Below are 18,187 nucleotides of genomic sequence, written 5' to 3'. Positions count from 1 at the left end.
CATGCGCACTGAGAAAACGGAAATCCTCATCATCGGTGCCGGTCCGGCCGGGTCGGTGGCAGCGGGCATGCTGCGACAGCAGGGGCGACAGGTGCTGATGCTGGAGAAGGAGCAGTTTCCGCGCTTCTCCATTGGCGAAAGCCTGCTGCCGCAGAGCATGGAGTACATCGAGGCCGCCGGCATGCTGCGCGATGTCGTCGAGGCCGGCTTCCAGTACAAGAACGGCGCGGCCTTCGCCTGCGGCGACAAGCGCACCGAGTTCGATTTCCGCCAGAAGTTTTCCAAGGGCTGGGGCACCACGTACCAGGTGCAGCGCGCGACCTTCGACCACGTGCTCGCCAAGGCGGCCGAGCGCGCCGGTGCCGAGCTGCGTTTCAAACACGAGGTCATCGCGATCGACATCGACGGCGAGACACCGCACGTCATCGCGCGCAGCCCGGAAGGCGAGGAGTATCGCGTCGATGCGCAGTTCCTGCTCGACGCCAGCGGCTTCGGACGCATTCTGCCGCGCTTGCTGAAACTCGAGACGCCGTCCAACTTCCCGGCGCGCGGCGCGATCTTCACCCACGTCGAGGACGGCATGCCGCTGGGCGGCAGTTTCGACCGCAACAAGATCCTGGTGACCGTGCATCCCGAACATCAGGATGTCTGGTACTGGACGATTCCGTTCTCCAATGGCCGCTGCTCGCTGGGCGTCGTCGCGCGCACGGAATTCCTGGCGCAGTACGAGGGCGATGAAACCACGCGTCTCAAGGCGATCGTCGGCGAGGACCCTGGTCTGTCGAAACTGTTGGCGAATGCGACCTGGGATACGCCCGCGCGTCAGATCATCGGCTATGCCGCCAACGTCAAATCCCTGTGGGGAAAGAACTACGCGCTGCTGGGCAATGCCGGCGAGTTCCTCGATCCGGTGTTTTCCTCAGGCGTGACCATCGCGTTCAAGTCCGCAAGCCTGGCGACGGCCTGTCTGCAGCGCCAGTTTGCCGGTGAGCGAATCGACTGGGAGGCCGACTACGGCCGGCCCCTGCGCGACGGTGTCGACACCTTCCGCGCTTTCGTCGAAGCCTGGTATGCCGGCAGCTTCCAGAAGATCATCTTCTTCGAAAACGCCTCGACGGAAGTGCGCGAGATGATCAGTGCGATCCTCGCCGGCTATGCCTGGGACAAGAGCAATCCCTACGTCGCCGAATCCAAGCGTCGCCTCGGAGTGCTGGAGGAACTGTGCGCCGGCTGATCGCCGCCCTGTTCTTGGCGGCGCTGGCGAGCGCCTGCGCGACGGCGCCGGTCGCTCCTGCGCGTGCGCCGGGCGACGCAGCCCCGCTGTTGCACCTGTCGCCGGCCGCTTTGGGTCGCGAGCTGGCCTTGCAACAGCATCTGGAATTCCGTTTCGGAAAGCAGGAGCAGGCGCTTGATGCCTTGCTCGAGGCCGATGCGCAGGACGTGCGACTCGCGATCCAGGCGATGGGCCAGTCGGCCCTGCGCCTGCATTGGGATGGCGAGCGCCTCGAACAAACTCGCGCCGACTGGGTGCCATCGGCCTTGCAGGCCGAGCGCGTGCTCAGTGATTTGCAACTGGCGTATTGGCCCGTCGCGGAGATTCGCGCCGCCTTGCCCGCCGGCTGGACGCTGCGCGAGACCGAGGGCGTGCGGCAATTGCTGCAGGACACGACCGTGGTGACGGAAGTTCGCATGACGGCGCCTGATCGCATCGAAATCACCCAGCATCGCGACGGCTATCGTCTGGTCATCGTGTCGGTGCCGCTGTCGGAGCCGTCGCCGTGAGTCGGGTCTTCCTCAACGATCTTGGCCTGGTTTGCGCGCTCGGCCATGGCCGCAATGCTGTCACGGCCGCCTTGTTCGCCGATGATGCCCCGCGTGGCGTTTCTGCGACGGAGGCATTCACACCCGGCCGATCGCTGGCGCTGGGCGTCGTGCATGAGGCATTGCCCAATCTCGATTCGATGCCCGTCGCGCTGCAAGGACGCAACAATTCCTTGCTGGCGCTCGCCGCGCAGGAAATCCGTGCCGCCGTCGAGCAGGCGATTGCGAAATTCGGCGCACACCGGGTCGCGATCGTGCTCGGCACGAGCACCTCCGGCGTCGGCGAAAGCGAACGCGCGCAACGCCATTACCGCGAGCACGGCCACTGGCCAACGCAATTCCACTATGCGCAGCAGGAGATGGGCACGCCGGCGCAGTTTCTCGCGCAGCACTTCGGTGCGACCGGTCCGGCGCACGTGATTTCCACGGCGTGTTCGTCCAGCGCCAAGGCCCTGGCCTCGGGTGCGCGCCTGCTCCAGGCCGGCATGGCCGATGCCGTGATTGCCGGCGGCGCCGATTCGTTGTGCGCATTCACCATCGCTGGCTTCAGCGCGCTGGAGTCGGTGTCGCCGACGCGCTGCAATCCGTTTTCGGTCCATCGCCGCGGCATCAACATCGGCGAGGGCGCGGCCCTGTTCCTGATGACCCGCGAGGAAGGCGCCGTACGCCTGGCCGGCTGGGGCGAAAGTGCCGACGCCCACCACATGTCGGCGCCCGACCCGAGCGGGCAGGGCGCGACGGAGGCGATCGCGCAGTCCCTGCGGCGCGCCGGTCTGTCGGCCGAGGCCATCGACTACATTAATCTGCATGGCACGGCGACCCCGCACAACGATGCGATGGAGAGCCAGGTGATCGCCCGTCTGTGGGGTCCGTCGACACCCGCCAGTTCGACCAAACCGCTGACCGGGCATACCCTCGGCGCGGCGGGCGCGATCGAGGCGGCGATCAGCTGGCTCACGCTCGTGAACAATCCCCGCGGGCTCTTGCCGCCGCATTGGTGGGATGGCGAGACGGACCCGGCGTTGCCGCCCGTGCATCTGGTGCGACCGGGCGAGCACGCGCCGCGCCGACCGCGCCACGTGCTCAGCCAGAGCTTCGCGTTCGGCGGCAGCAATGCCGCTCTCGTACTGGGAGCCGATTGAATGACCGCGCCGCTTCTGCGCATCGAGCAGGTCGTGCCGCACCGTGGTGCGATGCTGTTTGTCGATCGCCTGCTGTCCTGCGACGCGGACAACGTTGTCGTCGAGGCCGACGTGCGCAGCGATCATCTGTTCGCCGACGACCTCGGCGTCCCGGCCTGGGTCGGCATCGAATACATGGCCCAGGCCATTGCCGCCTGGGCCGGACACGAAGCCCTGCAACGCGGCGAAAGTGTGACCCTCGGTTTCCTGCTCGGCACGCGCCGCTATGAATGCACGCGTCCCCACTTCGCGTTCGGCACGACCCTGCGCATCGAAGCGCATCGCGAAATCTTCGGCGACAACGGTGTCGGCATGTTTTCCTGTCGCATTCTCGACGGCGCCGAAGAAATCGCGAAAGCCAACGTCTCCGTGTTCGAACCCCGCAATCCCGGCGCCTTCCTGGAGGGCCACGCCCCATGAATCCCAGCTCCCGCATTCTCGTCACCGGCGCCAGCCGTGGCATCGGCCGGGCGATCGCATTGCGACTGGCCAGCGACGGCTATGACATCGCCGTGCATTGCCGCAGCCGCGTCGAAGAGGCACAGCACGTCGCCGCCGAGATCGCGGCGCTCGGTCGCGCGGCCCAGGTATTGAGCTTCGATGTCAGCGACCGCGCCGCCTGCGCTGCTGCCATCACGGACGACATCGAAGCGCATGGCGCCTATTACGGCGTCGTCTGCAACGCCGGTATCGCTCGCGACAACGCCTTCCCGGCGATGACCGGCGAAGAGTGGGACAGCGTCATCCACACCAATCTCGATGCCTTCTACAACGTCCTGCAGCCGCTGGTGATGCCGATGGTGCGTCGGCGCCAGCCCGGTCGCATCGTGACGCTGGCGTCGGTGTCCGGCCTGGCGGGCAATCGCGGGCAGACCAACTACAGCGCCGCCAAGGCCGGCATCATCGGCGCAACCAAGGCACTCGCGCTGGAACTGGCCAAACGCGAGATCACCGTGAACTGCATCGCTCCCGGTCTCATCGAGACCGACATGATCGCTGCCGAGATCGTCGAGGAAGCCATGAAGATGATCCCGATGCGCCGGATCGGCCAGCCGCAGGAGGTCGCCGCGCTCGCGAGCTTCCTGATGTCGGAAGGGGCGGGCTACATCACCCGCCAGGTGATTTCGGTGAATGGAGGAATGCTTTGATGCGGCGCGTCGTCATCACCGGGATGGGCGCGATCAGCCCGCTGGGTCACGACTGGCCGACGGTGCTCGCCAACCTGCGCGCCGAACGCAATTGCGTGCAGCACTACGACGACTGGTCGATCTATAAGGGCCTGAACACGCGCCTGGGCGTGCCGGCGGCGCCTTTCGAACTGCCCGAGCACTACAACCGCAAGAGCACGCGCAGCATGGGCCGCGTCGCGCTGATGGCTACGCGTGCGAGCGAGTTGGCCTTGATCGACGCCGGTCTGCTCGGCGATCCGCTACTCAAGAGCGGGCGCGTCGGCATTTCTTACGGATCGTCCGCAGGCACGCCGGCGTCCATGAGCGATTTCGGCCGCATGGTGCTGGAAAAGAATACGCAGACCATCAATGCCACGACTTACATCAAGATGATGAGCCATACCGCGCCGGTGAATATTGGCGTGTTCTTCGGCATCACCGGCCGCATCATCACCACCTCCAGCGCGTGCACCTCGGGCAGCCAGGGCGTGGGCTATGCGTATGAGTCGATCAAGGCGGGACACCAGGATGTGATGCTGGCCGGCGGCGCGGAAGAACTCGATGTCACCGATGCGGCGGTGTTCGACACCCTGTTCGCGACCAGCACGCGCAACGACACGCCCGAGCTCACGCCGCGCCCATTCGACATCAAGCGCGATGGGCTGGTGATCGGCGAAGGCGCCGGCACCCTGATTCTCGAGGACTACGACCATGCACGCGCCCGCGGCGCACGCATCCATGCCGAGATCGTCGGCTACGGCACCAATAGCGACGGCCAGCACGTGACCCAGCCCAATGCCGACACCATGGCGATCGCGATGCGCCTGGCATTGAAGGACGCGGGGCTGCCACCGGAGGCGATCGCCTACGTCAACGCGCACGGCACGGCGACCGATCACGGCGACATCGCCGAGAGCACCGCGACGCACGCGGTGTTCGGCGACCGCATGCCGATCAGCTCGCTCAAGAGCTATACCGGGCACACGCTCGGTGCCTGCGGTGCGCTCGAAGCCTGGATCACCTACGAAATGATGCGCGAAGGCTGGTTCGCGCCGACCATTAATCTCGATGCGGTCGATCCGCGCTGCGGTGCGCTCGACTACATCATGAGCGGTGGCCGCGCCCTGCAGGCCGAATACGTGATGAGCAACAACTTCGCGTTCGGCGGCATCAATACTTCGCTCGTGCTGCGCCGCTGGCCGTGATGCAACGCGTCGGAAGGGCGCAGATCCGGCTCGCTCCACTCGCGGCCTTCGACGCGCTGGCAGCCCTGCGGGATCCGGCCTGGCTGCATGACGACGAGCGTCGCCGCCTCGATGCCATGGCATCGCCGCTCCGGCGTCGTCAATTTCTCGCGGGGCACTGGTTGTTGCGCGAGCTGGCGGCCGAACACCACGGGGGCGACGCGGCCGCCTGGCTGCTCACCCGCGACGACCACGGTGCACCGCGGCTGCAGGCGCCGACCGGCATCGATGCCGTTTTGCATGCCTCGATCAGCCACAGTAGCGACTGGGTGGCGGTGGCCATTGCCGGCGAGGCCATCGGTCTCGATATCGAAACCGGCGCCAAACCGCGCGATCTGCCGAGTCTCGCCGAGTTTCTTTTTTCGCCGGAAGAATGCGCGGCGCTGGTGCAGGTCGACGACGCGCGTCGCGCGGCGCACTTCTATCTGCACTGGACACTCAAGGAAGCCTGGGGAAAACGCCAGGGCACGGGGCTGCGACCGCAACGCACGCGTCGGCAGACGCCGCACGAGGTCATCGCCGGGCAGGCCACGATGCAGTCCTGGCAGCGGCCGGATCGCTTGCTGGTGATGGCCTTGGCCGGCTCCAGGGGCCTTCGCGCCGACGTCTCGGGCTGGCCGGGCGTCGATGCGCCGCGTTACTGGGACGTCGTCGAAACCGGTTGAGCACGCCGCGCTTCGGCGCGGTCGATCCAGCCCAGCAGCGGACCGGTCATGACCGTCGTCACGATCGCGACGAGCACGAGGATCGCGTACAGCGAACCGTTGATCAGGCCCAGTTCGTAACCCAGGCCAAGCACGATCAGCTCCATGAGCCCGCGCGTGTTCATCAGGGCGCCCAGGCGCAGTGCATCGCCGCAAGGCATGCCCGACCAGCGCGCGGCGATCACCGTACCGCCGAGTTTGCCGACGGTGGCGATGATCACGATCGCCAGACACAGCAGCCACTCGTTGCCGCTGAGCAGATCGATGCGCGTGCGCAGACCGGTACTCGCGAAGAAGAGCGGCAGCAACAGCACCGACGCGAACGGTTCGATCTTGGTCTCGACCAGGTTGCGCAGACGGGTGCTGCGCGACACCGCGATGCCCGCGAGGAAGGCACCGAACATCGCGTGCAGGCCGATCGCATCAGTGAACAAGGCGCAGACCAGGATCAGCAGCACCATGCCGAGCATCCATTGCGGTTCGCGGTGCGTGGGCACCTCGCAGCCGGCGAACCAGCGGCGGGTGCGCGCCACGATCAGCCAGGCGAAGCCCAAGGCCAGCAACAGGCTCACGCCGACGCTGACCAGGCTCTGCGATTGCACGATCGCCACGATCGCGCCGAGCATCGCCCAGGCGGTGGCGTCGCTGAGCGCCGCGCAGGCGACCGCGATCAGGCCGATCGGACTGCCGAGAGTGCCGCGTTCCTCGAGAATGCGCAGCAGCACCGGAAACGCCGTCACGCTCAGGGCGATGCCCAGGAACATCGCGAATCCGGCGAACCCGACCCCGGCCGGTGCATAGCCGGCATGCAGCGGCAGGGCGAGCAGGATGCCGAGCAGGAAAGGCAGCGCGATGCCGGTGTGGCTGATGAGCAGGGTGCGGCCCTTCTGTCCGCGCAAGCGCGGCAGATCGACTTCGGCGCCGGCCGCAAACATGAAAACCAGCACGCCAAGCTGACTGATATTTCCCAGCGTCGCCAGCGAGGCCGCCGGAAACAGCAGCGCCTGCGCCTGCGGCCAGACCCAGCCGAGCAGGGACGGCCCGAGCAGGATGCCCGCGAGCATTTCGCCGATAACCGCCGGTTGCCCGACGCGGCGCATCGCCAGGCCCGCGAGTTTCGCGGCGGTGAGCACGACCAGCAGTTGCAGCATGAAACGCGGCAGCGGCTGTTCCAGATGTGTCAGCCAGTCGGCCGACATCGCCGCCATGGGTTTGCCTGCCGGCGCGCGCGCGATGAGGTAGAGGCCGGCCAACAAGGGCAGCACGGCCAGGGTCGCATAGCGCAGCCAGGACGCCTGTGCGCTGGACGGCGTGGGCGCAGCGGCGGGTTGGGCGTCGGCGACCGGCTTGGCCGGCGGCGTTGGAGCATCGGACATGAGGGGCGCGAACAGGGCCGGGAAAGCCGGATTGTCTCAGATCATCCGGCTTCCGGTTCCCTGTCCGGCGTGTTCAGGCCGCGACATCCTTCGGAGCATGCGCCGGATGCGAACGGCGCACGCCCGGAAAAGCCTGGGCGAGCAGGGCGCACGCCGCCAGCGTCCAGACGATCAACGCACCGCTCGGCAGATCGAACACCGCCGAGAGTGCGAGACCGGAGACGTAGCCGGCAATACCGATCGCATACGCAGCGATCAGCTGCTTCTTGCCGCTCATGCCGGCGGTCGCCAATGCCGGCACGATCAGGCTGGCGAACACCAGGTACACGCCGACCAGCTGCACCGAGGTGGTGATCGCCAGCGCGAACAGGGCATAGAACGCCAGACCGACCAGACGTCCGCGCCGCAGCCACATGAAAGCCAGCAGGATCACCGACAGAATCGCGGCGGGAATCAATTGCGCGAAACTCACCCACAGAATCTGCCCGACCAGCAGGTCCTTGAGATGTTCGCCGCCCTGCGGATTGTTCGCGAGCAGGAGCAGGCCACCGGTCGCTGCAAGAACAAACAGGGTGCCGATCAGCGGCTCCTGGTATTCCGGCCAGCGACGATCGGTCCAGCTCAGCAGACCGGCACCTGCGAGCGCGGCGACGGCCGCCGCGATCTGCACGCCGAGGCCCTGTTCCTCGATGCCCATGAATTGCGCGAGGATCACGCCGAGCGCGGCGATCTGTGCGATCGCCAGATCGATGAAGATGATGCCGCGCGACAGCACCTGCTTGCCGAGGGGCACATGCGTGGACAGCACGATCAGTCCGGCCACGCAAGCCGGACCGAGAATGCTGATGTCGAGTCCCTCGAGATTCATCGACAGGCTCACTTCGCCGCTCCCAGCAGTTTGTCGATCGTCGAATCGAACAGACCGAACAGATCCTTCGACTGCGCATCGCCACCCACGGTCAGCGGCAGGCTCACCGCCGGCACACCGGTGCGTTCGGCCAGCCACTGGCTGGCTTTCGGATCCTGATAGGCCGCGCGCACGATCGCGAGCGTCTTTTGGCTCTTGGTCGTGTCGATCAGGCCGGACAGATGCGCGCTGGTCGGCGGCACGCCGGGCTTGGGCTCGAGCGCGCCGACTTCATGCAGGCCCAGCCATTGCTCGAGATAGATCCAACTGCGGTGATGCACGACGATGTTGCGGCCCTTGAGCGGCGCCGCCTTCGCTTCCCAGCGCTGGATCGCTGCCGTCCAGCGGCCGTTGAAATCGGCGAGCCGTTGCTGGTAGACGGCGGCGTTCGCGGGATCGATCTGGATCAGTCGGGCATCCAGGGCTTTGGCGACCGTGAGCACGCGACGCGGATCCATCTGGATATGCGGATTGCCTTCCGGATGCACATCACCGGCGGCGCGATCGAGTGCGGTCGGTTTTTCCAAAGCAACGACCTGGCTGACGGCCATGAACGACCCGGCGCCGGACGCGATCTTCGGATTGCCCGACTGACGGACGAGCTGCGGCAGCCAGCCCACTTCGAGGCCGCCACCGGAGCAGACGACGAGATCGGCGCGCCGCACTTTCGCGATGAGGCTGGGCTTGGCGTCGATCTGGTGCACGTCCTGCAGGGCGGAGGTGCCGACGTCGATGTCGACCTTGTCGCCGGCCAGTTCCTGCGTCAGCGACGCCCACTCGGGTTCGCAGGCGAAAACACGTAGTTTCGCCTGCGCGGCGGTGGACAACAGACTCGCGGCGAGCGCGATGGAGAGCAGTGTCTTGTTCATGATGTGTCCTCAGAACTTGTGGGCGCCGTGGGCACCCAGGGCGGTTTGGTACTGCAGGGTCACGGCGTTGTCCGTGTCGTTCGGATTGGGACGGTCCTGGCTGAACTGCAACCGCAGCAGACTGAATTCGCTGTTGCGCCAGGTGACCATCACATTGTGGCGATACGGGTCGAAATCGCTCGCCACCGGTCCCGTGTCCTGGGCCCACAGACGGTCATAGCGATAGCCGGCATCCCAGGTGCGATTGATGCGCCACACGCCTTCGACGTACGCGCCGTGTCGCTTGCCTGTCCAGGCCTGGTTCAACAACGGATCGACCGCATCGACGTACTCGCCGTCGCGGTCGTCGACGAAGTATTCGCCGCGCAAGGTGATGCCGCCATCCTTGGAATTGCCCTGCGGCGCCCAACGCCAGGTCATGTCGGCTACGTACAGACGGTTGTCGCCGGTGAAGCCGTCTTCGCCGCCTTCGGTTTTCGACTGCAGCACCGACACGCCGGCGAGCCAGGAATTCTCCAGGCCGACATCGCCACCCGCATGCGCAAACAGCGTATGTACGCCGACCCCGCTGTGCGCGGCACCGCCGCTCGGATAGTTCTGGCCGCGCATGACTTCGCCGCCGACTTCGAAGAACAGATCGGTCGGTGCGACCCACTTCAGCTGCACGCCGTCGTCGCCGTACTGGTTGCCGAGAAACGCCTGGTAGGCCAGCGGGCGATCGGAGAAATTGTCCGTGTGCGCGTGATGGTTGTTGAGGTAGCCGATGTTGGAGAAGAAGCGGCCGGCGCGCAGCGTGAGGCCGTCGGGCAGGGAAGTCGTCTCGATGTAGGCTTCTTCGACGCCGACTTCGTCCTGGCCGTCTTCGCTGCCGATCGCCAGCGTCAACTGGCCGTAGAACTTCTCGTCGATGTTGGACGAGAACGCGATCTCGCTTTCCCCCAGCGACAGACCCTGCACACCTGGACCCGCTTCACCGGCCAGCGGGAAACCGGAACGGTTGTAGCTGTCGGGATTCAGCGAGTGATGCGCATAGCTGCCATTGAGGATGATGCTGATCGCCGGATTGAACGCATTCGCCGCCGAGGCATCGCCCGAGGGGGCGGCGGGAGCTTCCTCGCTGGCGACCGGTGTCTGCTGCGACTGCTTGAGCGCCTCGATTTCCTCGCGGGTGGCCTGCAAGGCGCTCATTGCTTCGGCGGCTTGCTGACGCATCGCCTCGGCATTGGCTTCGAGCACCTTGATGCGTGCTTCCAGATCTTCGACGTGTTTGTCCTGCGCAGCGGGTGCAGCGAGGACGGGCGAGCTCAGGCCCGCCAGAATGCAAAGGCACAACAACGACTGTTTCATGGTTTTTCCTGATCGATTCATGCGTGTCACGACATCGGTCGGGCGAGCGCCTGGCGCTTTCCCTGAGCGCGTCGAGATTGAATTTCGCAGCGGTGGCAGAAGGCCACGACGCGGAACCACAGGCGCCAGCTGGCGAATGAATTCGCCAGGCAAGAAAGCTTGCGGAGGGCGTGGCTGCGAGAGACGGGCTGTGCGACAGCCCAGGACGCGTTACGCGATCGGTGGCCGGAACGGTCCGACGACAGGCTGGCTGGGCGCCATGGAAACATCCGGCTGCGGAATCAGCGCGGTTTCGAAGCGGACGGCGGGCAGCACGAGAATCGTGACGATATCGGCGTAGGTGCTGTCGTTGTCGCTGGCATGCAGCAGGATGTGCGCGCCGCTGGCATGGTCCTTGTCGATCTGGTGATCGTCGTTCTGGCCTGGGGCCTTACCCGAGGTCGCGAGGGCATGGCCCAGCGCGTGCATTTCGCAGTACGAGGAGAACATCGGCTTGATCAATACGCCCAGCATCACGAGGCCCAGCAGGGCGGCGCGAAACAGGGTTTTCAGGCGGGAAGCCGGCAAGATCATCGCCCTTAGGGTAAGGGAGCCGTTTCCCGGGTACAACCGTGCCGGTCGGCACATCCACCGCGGCATCGGCGCACAATGCGGCCATGAGTCGTGCGATTCCCAGACTACCCGCTGGCGTTGGCGTGGCGTTGCTGGCCGCGATCCTGTTCGGCGCGAGCACGCCGTTGGCGAAACGCCTCGTCATCGAGGTGTCGCCGGTGATGCTGGCCGGTCTGCTCTACGCTGGCTCCGGCTTCGGACTGGGCCTGCTGTGGCTCCTGGGCCGCCTGAGAGCCCGGTCTTCCGCGGAAGCCCCGCTGTCGCGCCGGGACTTGCCGTCGCTGGGAGGTGCCGTGCTGTTCGGAGGGATCCTGGGGCCGGTATTGCTCATGACCGGGCTCATCAACACGGAGGCTTCGATCGCCTCCCTGCTTCTGAATCTGGAAAGCGTCTTGACGGCGGCAATTGCCTGGATTGTCTTTCGGGAAAATGTCGACCGACGCGTCTTTCTGGGCATGGTCGCGATCGTGGCTGGTGGCGCCGTGCTGTCCTGGTCGCAGCTTCCCCACCACGGGATTCCATGGGGTGCGCTCGCAATTGCTGGCGCCTGCGCGTGCTGGGCAGTCGACAACAATCTCACGCGCGCGGTGTCGGGCGGTGACCCGGTGCAAATCGCGGCCATCAAGGGGGGCCTGGCCGGCATGGTCAACATCGGGCTCGGATTCTTGCTGGGCAGTCCCTTGCCAACAGCGGTGGAAATCGCCGCCTGCGGGGCGGTCGGCCTAGCAGGCTATGGCATAAGTCTCGTACTGTTCATTCTCGCGCTGCGCCATCTCGGCACCGCACGCACGGGCGCGTACTTTTCGATCGCGCCCTTCGTCGGCGCATCGCTGTCGCTACTGGTAATGCGCGAGTCTCCCGAACTCAGTTTCTGGATTGCCGGCGGCCTGATGGCCCTGGGCGTGTGGCTGCATGTCAGCGAACGGCACGCGCATGAGCACCACCACGAGGCCATGACGCACTCGCACCGGCACGTGCACGATGACCATCATCAGCATGAGCACGATTTTCCCTGGGATGGCGTCGAACCGCATTCGCACCCGCATACGCACGCGCCGATGGTCCACTCGCACCCACACTTTCCCGATCTGCATCATCGCCACGATCACCGCTAGTCGTCGAAAATCCTTCTCTCCCAGCGATCCGGAACTCGAGGCTCTTCACCATGACCCCCATCGACCCGTCCCGGGACCCCGTCTGCGGCATGTCCGTGGATCCGCTCTCGGCAAAGTTTCATGTGACGCACGCAGGCCACGACGTTCATTTCTGCTCCGAGGCCTGCAGGGCAAAATTCGTTGCCGAACCCCAGCGCTATTGGCGAGCCAGCGCCGAGCCAGAACCCGCCGCGGCCATCACCGCCGGCGCGGCGGCTTACACGTGTCCGATGCATCCGGAGATCGTGCGCAATGCGCCGGGAATCTGTCCTATCTGCGGGATGGCGCTGGAGCCGGTTCTGCCCGGCACCGATGATTCGAATCCCGAGCTCGACGATTTCACGCGCCGGTTCTGGTGGACGCTGCCACTTTCCCTTGTGGTCCTCGTCCTGGCGATGGCGGGACACCGTCTTGCATGGATCAATGCTGACTTTCGTACCTGGGCTGAATTGGTGCTCAGTACGCCGGTGGTGCTCTGGGCCGGCTGGCCATTTCTCGTTCGTTGCGTGCAGTCACTTCGCAGCGGCAATCTGAACATGTGGACGCTGATCGGCATCGGGGTCACGGCCGCCTACGGTTACAGCGTGGTAGCCGCGCTGATGCCCGATGTGTTTCCGATGTCGTTCCACGAGCATGGCCGCGTCAGCGTCTACTTCGAGGCGGCTGCCATCATCGTCTCGCTGACATTGCTCGGGCAACTTCTGGAGCTGCGTGCACGCTCAAAGACATCGGCAGCGATCAAGTCCCTGCTGGGGCTCGCGCCAAGAACGGCAAGACGACTGGACGCCGATGGCACGGAGTCGGATGTGCCGCTTGCCGAGGTCCGTACCGGCGATCGACTGCGCGTGCGACCCGGCGAGAAGGTGCCGGTGGACGGCGAGGTGTTGGAAGGGCGATCGGGAATCGATGAGTCGATGCTGACCGGTGAGCCCCTGCCGGTCACCAAGTCCGCCGGCGACAAGGTGATCGGCGCTACGCTCAATACCAGCGGAGCGCTGGTGATCCGGGCGACCCGCATCGGCGCGGACACGGTCCTTGCACAGATCGTCCAGATGGTCGCCCAGGCGCAACGCTCGCGAGCACCGATGCAGCGCATGGCAGACCAGGTGTCTTTCTGGTTCGTGCTCGCCGTCTTGCTGACGGCGGTGGCCACCCTGCTGATCTGGGGCCTCTTCGGTCCCGAGCCGTCCTGGGTTTATGCCGTGCTCAATTCGGTGGCCGTGCTGATCATCGCTTGCCCCTGTGCCTTGGGGCTGGCGACGCCGATGTCGATCATGGTCGCGACCGGCAAGGCCGCGTCCGTCGGCATTCTTTTCCGCGATGCCGAAGCCATCGAAACCCTCAGGCAAGTGGACACGCTCATCGTGGACAAGACCGGCACCCTGACCGTTGGCCGTCCAGGCTTCGACCGGGTCGTGGCGGTCGAGGGATTCGCCGACACCGATATCCTGCGACTGGCGGCAAGCCTGGATCAGGGCAGCGAACACCCGCTGGCAGCGGCGATCGTGGCGCAGGCGAGAGGACAGTCGCTTTCGCTTTCGGCGGTCAGCGATTTCCAATCCGATACCGGCATCGGTGTCCGCGGCCAGGTCGAGGGCAGGGCGCTCGCGCTGGGCAATACCACCTTGATGGCGAGCTTGGGGGTCGACTCGTCGACGCTGCAAGCAGCGGCGGAGGAACGGCGCGCCCTCGGAGCCAGTGTCATGTTCCTGGCGGTGGATGGCCGCTTGGCGGGATTCATCAGCGTTGCCGATCCCATCAAGGACACTACGGAACGGGCGCTGCAGGAGCTGCGTGCTGCCGGCCTCCGGATCATCATGGCGACCGGCGACGGCACGACCACCGCGATCGCCATGGGTGAAATGCTGGGCATTGGCGAGGTGTTCGGCGAGGTTCGGCCAGAAGACAAGCTGGCGCTGGTGTCAAAACTCAAGGCGCAGGGACGCCGTGTCGCGATGGCCGGCGACGGCATCAACGATGCCCCGGCGCTCGCGGCGGCCGATGTCGGCATCGCCATGGGTACCGGCACTGATGTGGCGATGTCCAGCGCGCAACTGACCCTCGTCAAGGGAGACCTGCGTGGGATTGCGAGGGCGCGGGCGTTGTCGCAAGCCACCGTGGCGAACATGAAGCAGAACCTGGGTTTTGCCTTGCTCTACAACGCGCTCGGCGTGCCGCTCGCCGCCGGTGCCTTGTATCCGCAGTTCGGCTTGCTGCTTTCGCCGATGGTCGCGGCACTTGCGATGAGCCTGAGTTCGGTTTCGGTGGTCGGCAATGCTTTGCGCCTGCGTCGCGTTCGCTTGTCCGAACTCGACCCGTAACCACGTCACACGGCTTTTCGGACCCGGAATGGGCCGGAGCGCGCACGCATCTTCCAGCGCCGCAGCAACAAAGTATTCGACACGACACTGACACTGGAAAAGGCCATCGCTGCCGCAGCCACGACGGGATTGAGCAATCCCAACGCCGCCAGCGGCAGGCCAATGATGTTGAAAATGAAAGCCCAGAACAGATTCTGGCGAATCTTGCGGGTGGTGCGTCGGGAAATGTCGATGGCATCGGCCACCAGTCGTGGATCGGCGCGCATGAGCGTGACGCCGGCGACCTGCATCGCCACGTCCGTGCCGCTGCCCATGGCGAAGCCGACATCGGCGGCCGCGAGCGCCGGCGCGTCGTTGATGCCGTCGCCTACCATGGCCACCCGTCCTTCGCGCGCCAGCGCCCTGACCTGAGACGCTTTGTCGCCGGGCAATACGTCGGCACGCACGTCGCCGGCGGGGATGCCGATCGCGCGTGCGACATGATGGGCGGCACCGCTGTTGTCACCGGAAATCATCACCGTCCGCAATCCCAGCGCATGCAGGGCCGAAATGGCTTCCGCCGCTTCCGGGCGAGGGGCATCGCCGAACGCGAGCAAGCCCTGGAGGGTAGCGCCAGACGCCGTTTTCCACGCCATCCACGAGATCGTACGTCCCTGGTCTGCCAGAGTGTCGGCGTAGGCTTGGAGCGCAGACAGATCGACCCCGTTTTCAGCCATCAGTCGACGACTCCCCAGCAGGACCGATTCGCCACCCCAGTCACCGGAGATTCCCAACCCGGGCAGGGCCACGGTGTTTTCCGCGGCACGAATGGGCAATCCGCGTTCGCGCGCCAGGGCCAGCACGGCCTTGGCCAGCGGATGTTCGCTGCCCGTCTGCAATGCCGCTGCGCTGGCAAGCAAGACGTTGTCGTCACCATCAATCGCGGCCAGTTCCGTCAAGCGCGGAACACCCAGCGTAAGCGTGCCCGTCTTGTCGAACGCAACAATGCCGAGCGCGTGGGCAACTTCGAGTGCTTCGGCATCCTTGATCAGGATGCCCGCGCGGGCGGCAACGCCGGTACCCGCCATGATCGCCGACGGTGTCGCCAGGCCCAGGGCACAGGGACAGGCAATCACGAGGACCGCGATCGCTCGCAGGATCCCGTCGTTCCAGAGGCCGAAGAGCATGCCCCATCCCAGCAGAGTCAGCAGGGCAACCATCACCACTAGCGGTACAAAAAACGCGCTGACGCGATCGACCGTTCGCTGGATCGGCGCTTTTCGCGCCTGCGCGTCCTCGACCATTCGAATGATCCGCGCGAGCACGCTTTCCGCGGCCAGTGCGGTCGTCCGCACGACAACCCGTCCTTCGCCGTTGAAGGAGCCACCGGTGGCTTTGTCGCCGACCTGTCGGGACACAGGGAGGGATTCTCCCGTGATCATCGACTCGTCAGTGTGCGTGCGCCCTTCGACAATTTCGCCATCGACCGGAAATCGCTCGCCAGGCAGGACGACGACTTCGTCGTCGAGACGAACATGCGCGATGTCCACTTCGTGCTCACCGCCGTAGCGGCGAACGCGCGCACGCAGGGGTCGCAGCGATTGCAGCGCGCGGATGGCTTCCGTCGTTTGCCGCTTGCCGCGGGCTTCCAGCCACTTGCCCAGCAAGATCAAGGTGATGACCGCCGCCGAGGCCTCGAAATACAGGGGTTCCGGCCCGTGGTGTGCGGTCGGCGCCAGCAGATGGAAAACGCTCAGTCCGTAAGCTGCACTGGTGCCCAGCGAAACCAGCAGATCCATGTTTCCCGTTCGCGCCAGCAGGGCCTTCCAGGCGGAACGATAAAACCGCGCGCCCAGCCAAAACTGCACGGGCGTTGCCAGCAGCCACTGCATCCAGCCCGGCAGCATCCAGTGTTCACCCAGCGGCAGGGCGAGCATGGGTAGCGCAAGCGGCAGGGTCAGGATCGTGGCAATGATCAGGTGTCGCTTTTCCTGGTCGGCCTGACGCTGCTGCTCAGGGGACGTTTCTGCGGAACCCGTCTCGTTCGCGGGGAGGCTGGCGACGTAGCCGGCCGCGGCGACGGCGGCGATCACCGATTCGATTTTCGCCCCGGAAGACAACTCGATCCGTGCAGACTCGGTCGCGAGGTTGACGCTGGCCGACAGTACGCCCACGACTTTGCCCACAGCGCGCTCCACGCGGGCCACGCACGAGGCGCAGGTCATCCCCTGGATCGTGAGGGCGACGTGTTCCGTCATCGGAATGATCGTCGGATTGGTATTCATGGCGTACTCCGGCAGGGCGCAGGTCGTCACGGTGGGGCTTCCCATCGGGGCAAGGTCAAGCCGCGCCCTGGGGCCGTGATGCCGAGCTCAGCGCGCCGGCATCAGCGCGATGCCTTCTGCGCGGTCGAATGCCCAGACCAGGGTCATCGTTCCGATGGCGAGTGCGAGCAGGGCGGAGCGGACACGGATCTTTCGCAGGTGGTGGCGGGTGAGAGTGAGCATGGCAGCGTCAGGTGTGGGCCTGTTTCCACACTGCGGCTTGCCCTGATGGGAAGGTCAACTGCCTCGTGGCGAGCGGAAAGAAAACGGCGCCGCTTGACCTTCCATGCGTGGCAAGCCCGACGATGACGGAGCGGTCAATCGGCCGTCATCCTGGAGAACCCCAATGTTGTTTGAAGTTCAGAACATGACTTGCAGTCATTGCGTCCGCACCATTACCGGCGCGATTCATGCCATCGACGGCGAGGCGCAGGTATTTGTCAGCCTGGCCGACAAGACCGTGAAGATCGACGGTCGACTGGACGCCGTTGCCGCCATCGTGGCCATGGCCGAAGAAGGCTATGCCGCCGAACGCATCGACGAGGCAGACAGTCTGCATCGCTGAACCCGTCCGAGAGGGCCTTCGCGAGAACAGCCAGCCCTGCCGGAACCTCCGGCAGGGCCTTTTCATGCGACGTCAGTTTGATTGCGCAGGCTTCATCGCACGCGAGGACCAGTGAATATGGACGATGCGCCAGCCCTGCGAACTCTTGCGCAACAACATCGTCTCGGTGTTGAGCAACATGGTCATCTTGCCGTCCTTGGTCAGGTGCATGACGCTCTCACTCAGCACCCAGGCGGTATTGCCATCAGCCTGGGCCGTGCGGCGCTTCAATTGCTGGTGCACGTTTTTCAGGAAGGCGGCGTCGCCCTTGGCGTGTCCGCCCATGTATTCGGCGCGGCTGCGTTCGGCGTCGCCGTTCTCGAGGATGGTCACGTTGGCATCGAGCAAGGCCTCCGCGGCGGGAAGATTTCCCGCGCTCAATGCCGCCAGAAACGATTCGACGACTTTTGTCGCGTCGGCAGCGGCCGGTGCGATGTCCAGAACCGGTTTGTCTGCGGGCATCATCATATGGCCGGCGTGGGGGTTCGCCGCTGCCGACTGGCCGAAGGCCGGTATGGTCGCGCTGAGACCAAGGGAAACGACAAGCGCTGCTGCAGCAGTGGAAATCTTCATGG

The 18,187-nt window shown here is 65.4% G+C and carries 18 protein-coding genes; 10 read left to right on the top strand and 8 right to left on the bottom strand.

Features of this window, described 5'->3' with window-relative positions:
- Window position 1 precedes the first annotated feature (1 nt).
- Genes G467_RS0111165 through G467_RS17585 form a run of 7 tightly spaced genes read left to right on the top strand, consistent with a single transcriptional unit; the run spans window position 2 to window position 6,080 of the window.
- Window positions 2-1,234, top strand: a complete 1,233-nt coding sequence (locus tag G467_RS0111165) for an NAD(P)/FAD-dependent oxidoreductase (RefSeq protein ID WP_022969827.1) — start codon at window positions 2-4, stop codon at window positions 1,232-1,234.
- The gene (locus G467_RS0111160) at window positions 1,222-1,782 is read left to right on the top strand and encodes a DUF3261 domain-containing protein (protein WP_022969826.1); all 561 of its coding nucleotides are present in this window, start codon (window positions 1,222-1,224) and stop codon (window positions 1,780-1,782) included. The genes G467_RS0111165 and G467_RS0111160 overlap by 13 nt, the downstream gene beginning before the upstream one ends.
- Entirely contained in the window at window positions 1,779-2,963 is a 1,185-nt protein-coding gene (locus tag G467_RS0111155) for a beta-ketoacyl-ACP synthase (RefSeq protein ID WP_022969825.1), read from the top strand. Before G467_RS0111160 ends, G467_RS0111155 begins: the two co-directional genes overlap by 4 nt.
- The gene (locus G467_RS0111150; protein ID WP_022969824.1) at window positions 2,964-3,422 is read left to right on the top strand and encodes a hotdog family protein; all 459 of its coding nucleotides are present in this window, start codon (window positions 2,964-2,966) and stop codon (window positions 3,420-3,422) included.
- Window positions 3,419-4,150 carry a 3-ketoacyl-ACP reductase FabG2 gene (locus G467_RS0111145; RefSeq protein ID WP_022969823.1) on the top strand — a complete coding sequence of 244 codons (732 nt, stop codon included), beginning with the start codon at window positions 3,419-3,421 and terminating at the stop codon, window positions 4,148-4,150. Before G467_RS0111150 ends, G467_RS0111145 begins: the two co-directional genes overlap by 4 nt.
- Window positions 4,150-5,376 carry a beta-ketoacyl-ACP synthase gene (locus G467_RS0111140; RefSeq protein ID WP_022969822.1) on the top strand — a complete coding sequence of 409 codons (1,227 nt, stop codon included), beginning with the start codon at window positions 4,150-4,152 and terminating at the stop codon, window positions 5,374-5,376. The genes G467_RS0111145 and G467_RS0111140 overlap by 1 nt, the downstream gene beginning before the upstream one ends.
- On the top strand, window positions 5,376-6,080 hold the full coding sequence (locus G467_RS17585) for a 4'-phosphopantetheinyl transferase family protein (RefSeq protein WP_022969821.1): 705 nt from the start codon (window positions 5,376-5,378) through the stop codon (window positions 6,078-6,080). Before G467_RS0111140 ends, G467_RS17585 begins: the two co-directional genes overlap by 1 nt.
- Here G467_RS17585 and G467_RS16480 read toward each other — a convergent pair.
- The 5 genes from G467_RS16480 to G467_RS0111110 all read right to left on the bottom strand — a co-directional run bounded on the left by G467_RS16480 (window position 6,053) and on the right by G467_RS0111110 (window position 11,185).
- Window positions 6,053-7,495, bottom strand: a complete 1,443-nt coding sequence (locus tag G467_RS16480) for a cation:proton antiporter (RefSeq protein WP_022969820.1) — start codon at window positions 7,493-7,495, stop codon at window positions 6,053-6,055. The two genes, G467_RS17585 and G467_RS16480, sit on opposite strands and share 28 nt — an antisense overlap.
- A 73-nt stretch (window positions 7,496-7,568) precedes the next feature.
- On the bottom strand, window positions 7,569-8,375 hold the full coding sequence (locus G467_RS0111125; protein WP_022969819.1) for a metal ABC transporter permease: 807 nt from the start codon (window positions 8,373-8,375) through the stop codon (window positions 7,569-7,571).
- Entirely contained in the window at window positions 8,372-9,271 is a 900-nt protein-coding gene (locus G467_RS0111120; protein ID WP_022969818.1) for a metal ABC transporter substrate-binding protein, read from the bottom strand. The genes G467_RS0111125 and G467_RS0111120 overlap by 4 nt, the downstream gene beginning before the upstream one ends.
- 9 nt (window positions 9,272-9,280) lie before the next feature.
- Window positions 9,281-10,618: a hypothetical protein gene (locus G467_RS0111115; RefSeq protein ID WP_022969817.1), complete on the bottom strand. Its 1,338-nt coding sequence runs from the start codon at window positions 10,616-10,618 to the stop codon at window positions 9,281-9,283.
- 210 nt (window positions 10,619-10,828) lie between these two features.
- The gene (locus G467_RS0111110; protein ID WP_155844880.1) at window positions 10,829-11,185 is read right to left on the bottom strand and encodes a hypothetical protein; all 357 of its coding nucleotides are present in this window, start codon (window positions 11,183-11,185) and stop codon (window positions 10,829-10,831) included.
- 89 nt (window positions 11,186-11,274) lie between these two features.
- On the opposite strand from G467_RS0111110, the gene G467_RS0111105 reads away from it, so the two are divergent.
- Entirely contained in the window at window positions 11,275-12,345 is a 1,071-nt protein-coding gene (locus G467_RS0111105; protein ID WP_026802600.1) for a DMT family transporter, read from the top strand.
- A 50-nt stretch (window positions 12,346-12,395) separates the two neighbouring features.
- Window positions 12,396-14,705: a heavy metal translocating P-type ATPase gene (locus G467_RS0111100; RefSeq protein WP_081644657.1), complete on the top strand. Its 2,310-nt coding sequence runs from the start codon at window positions 12,396-12,398 to the stop codon at window positions 14,703-14,705.
- Window positions 14,706-14,710: 5 nt separating this feature from the next.
- On the opposite strand, the gene G467_RS16475 is transcribed toward G467_RS0111100, so the two are convergent.
- Complete coding sequence (locus G467_RS16475; protein WP_051130464.1) at window positions 14,711-16,969, bottom strand: heavy metal translocating P-type ATPase; 2,259 nt, start codon at window positions 16,967-16,969, stop codon at window positions 14,711-14,713.
- Between the two features lie 87 nt (window positions 16,970-17,056).
- Window positions 17,057-17,191 (bottom strand): hypothetical protein, encoded by a 135-nt coding sequence (locus tag G467_RS18420; protein WP_022969812.1) that lies wholly within the window; start codon window positions 17,189-17,191, stop codon window positions 17,057-17,059.
- 163 nt (window positions 17,192-17,354) lie between these two features.
- Here G467_RS18420 and G467_RS0111085 point away from each other — a divergent pair, with 163 nt between their 5' ends.
- Window positions 17,355-17,573 (top strand): heavy-metal-associated domain-containing protein, encoded by a 219-nt coding sequence (locus tag G467_RS0111085; RefSeq protein ID WP_022969811.1) that lies wholly within the window; start codon window positions 17,355-17,357, stop codon window positions 17,571-17,573.
- 72 nt (window positions 17,574-17,645) lie between these two features.
- Here the strand turns inward: G467_RS0111085 and G467_RS0111080 are convergent, their stop codons facing one another.
- Window positions 17,646-18,185, bottom strand: a complete 540-nt coding sequence (locus G467_RS0111080) for a nuclear transport factor 2 family protein (protein ID WP_022969810.1) — start codon at window positions 18,183-18,185, stop codon at window positions 17,646-17,648.
- Window positions 18,186-18,187: the final 2 nt, after the last annotated feature.

The organism is Arenimonas oryziterrae DSM 21050 = YC6267 (genome assembly GCF_000420545.1).
In the GTDB taxonomy this organism is placed as follows: Bacteria; Pseudomonadota; Gammaproteobacteria; order Xanthomonadales; family Xanthomonadaceae; genus Arenimonas; species Arenimonas oryziterrae.
This window is presented reverse-complemented; position numbering and strand designations above follow the sequence as displayed.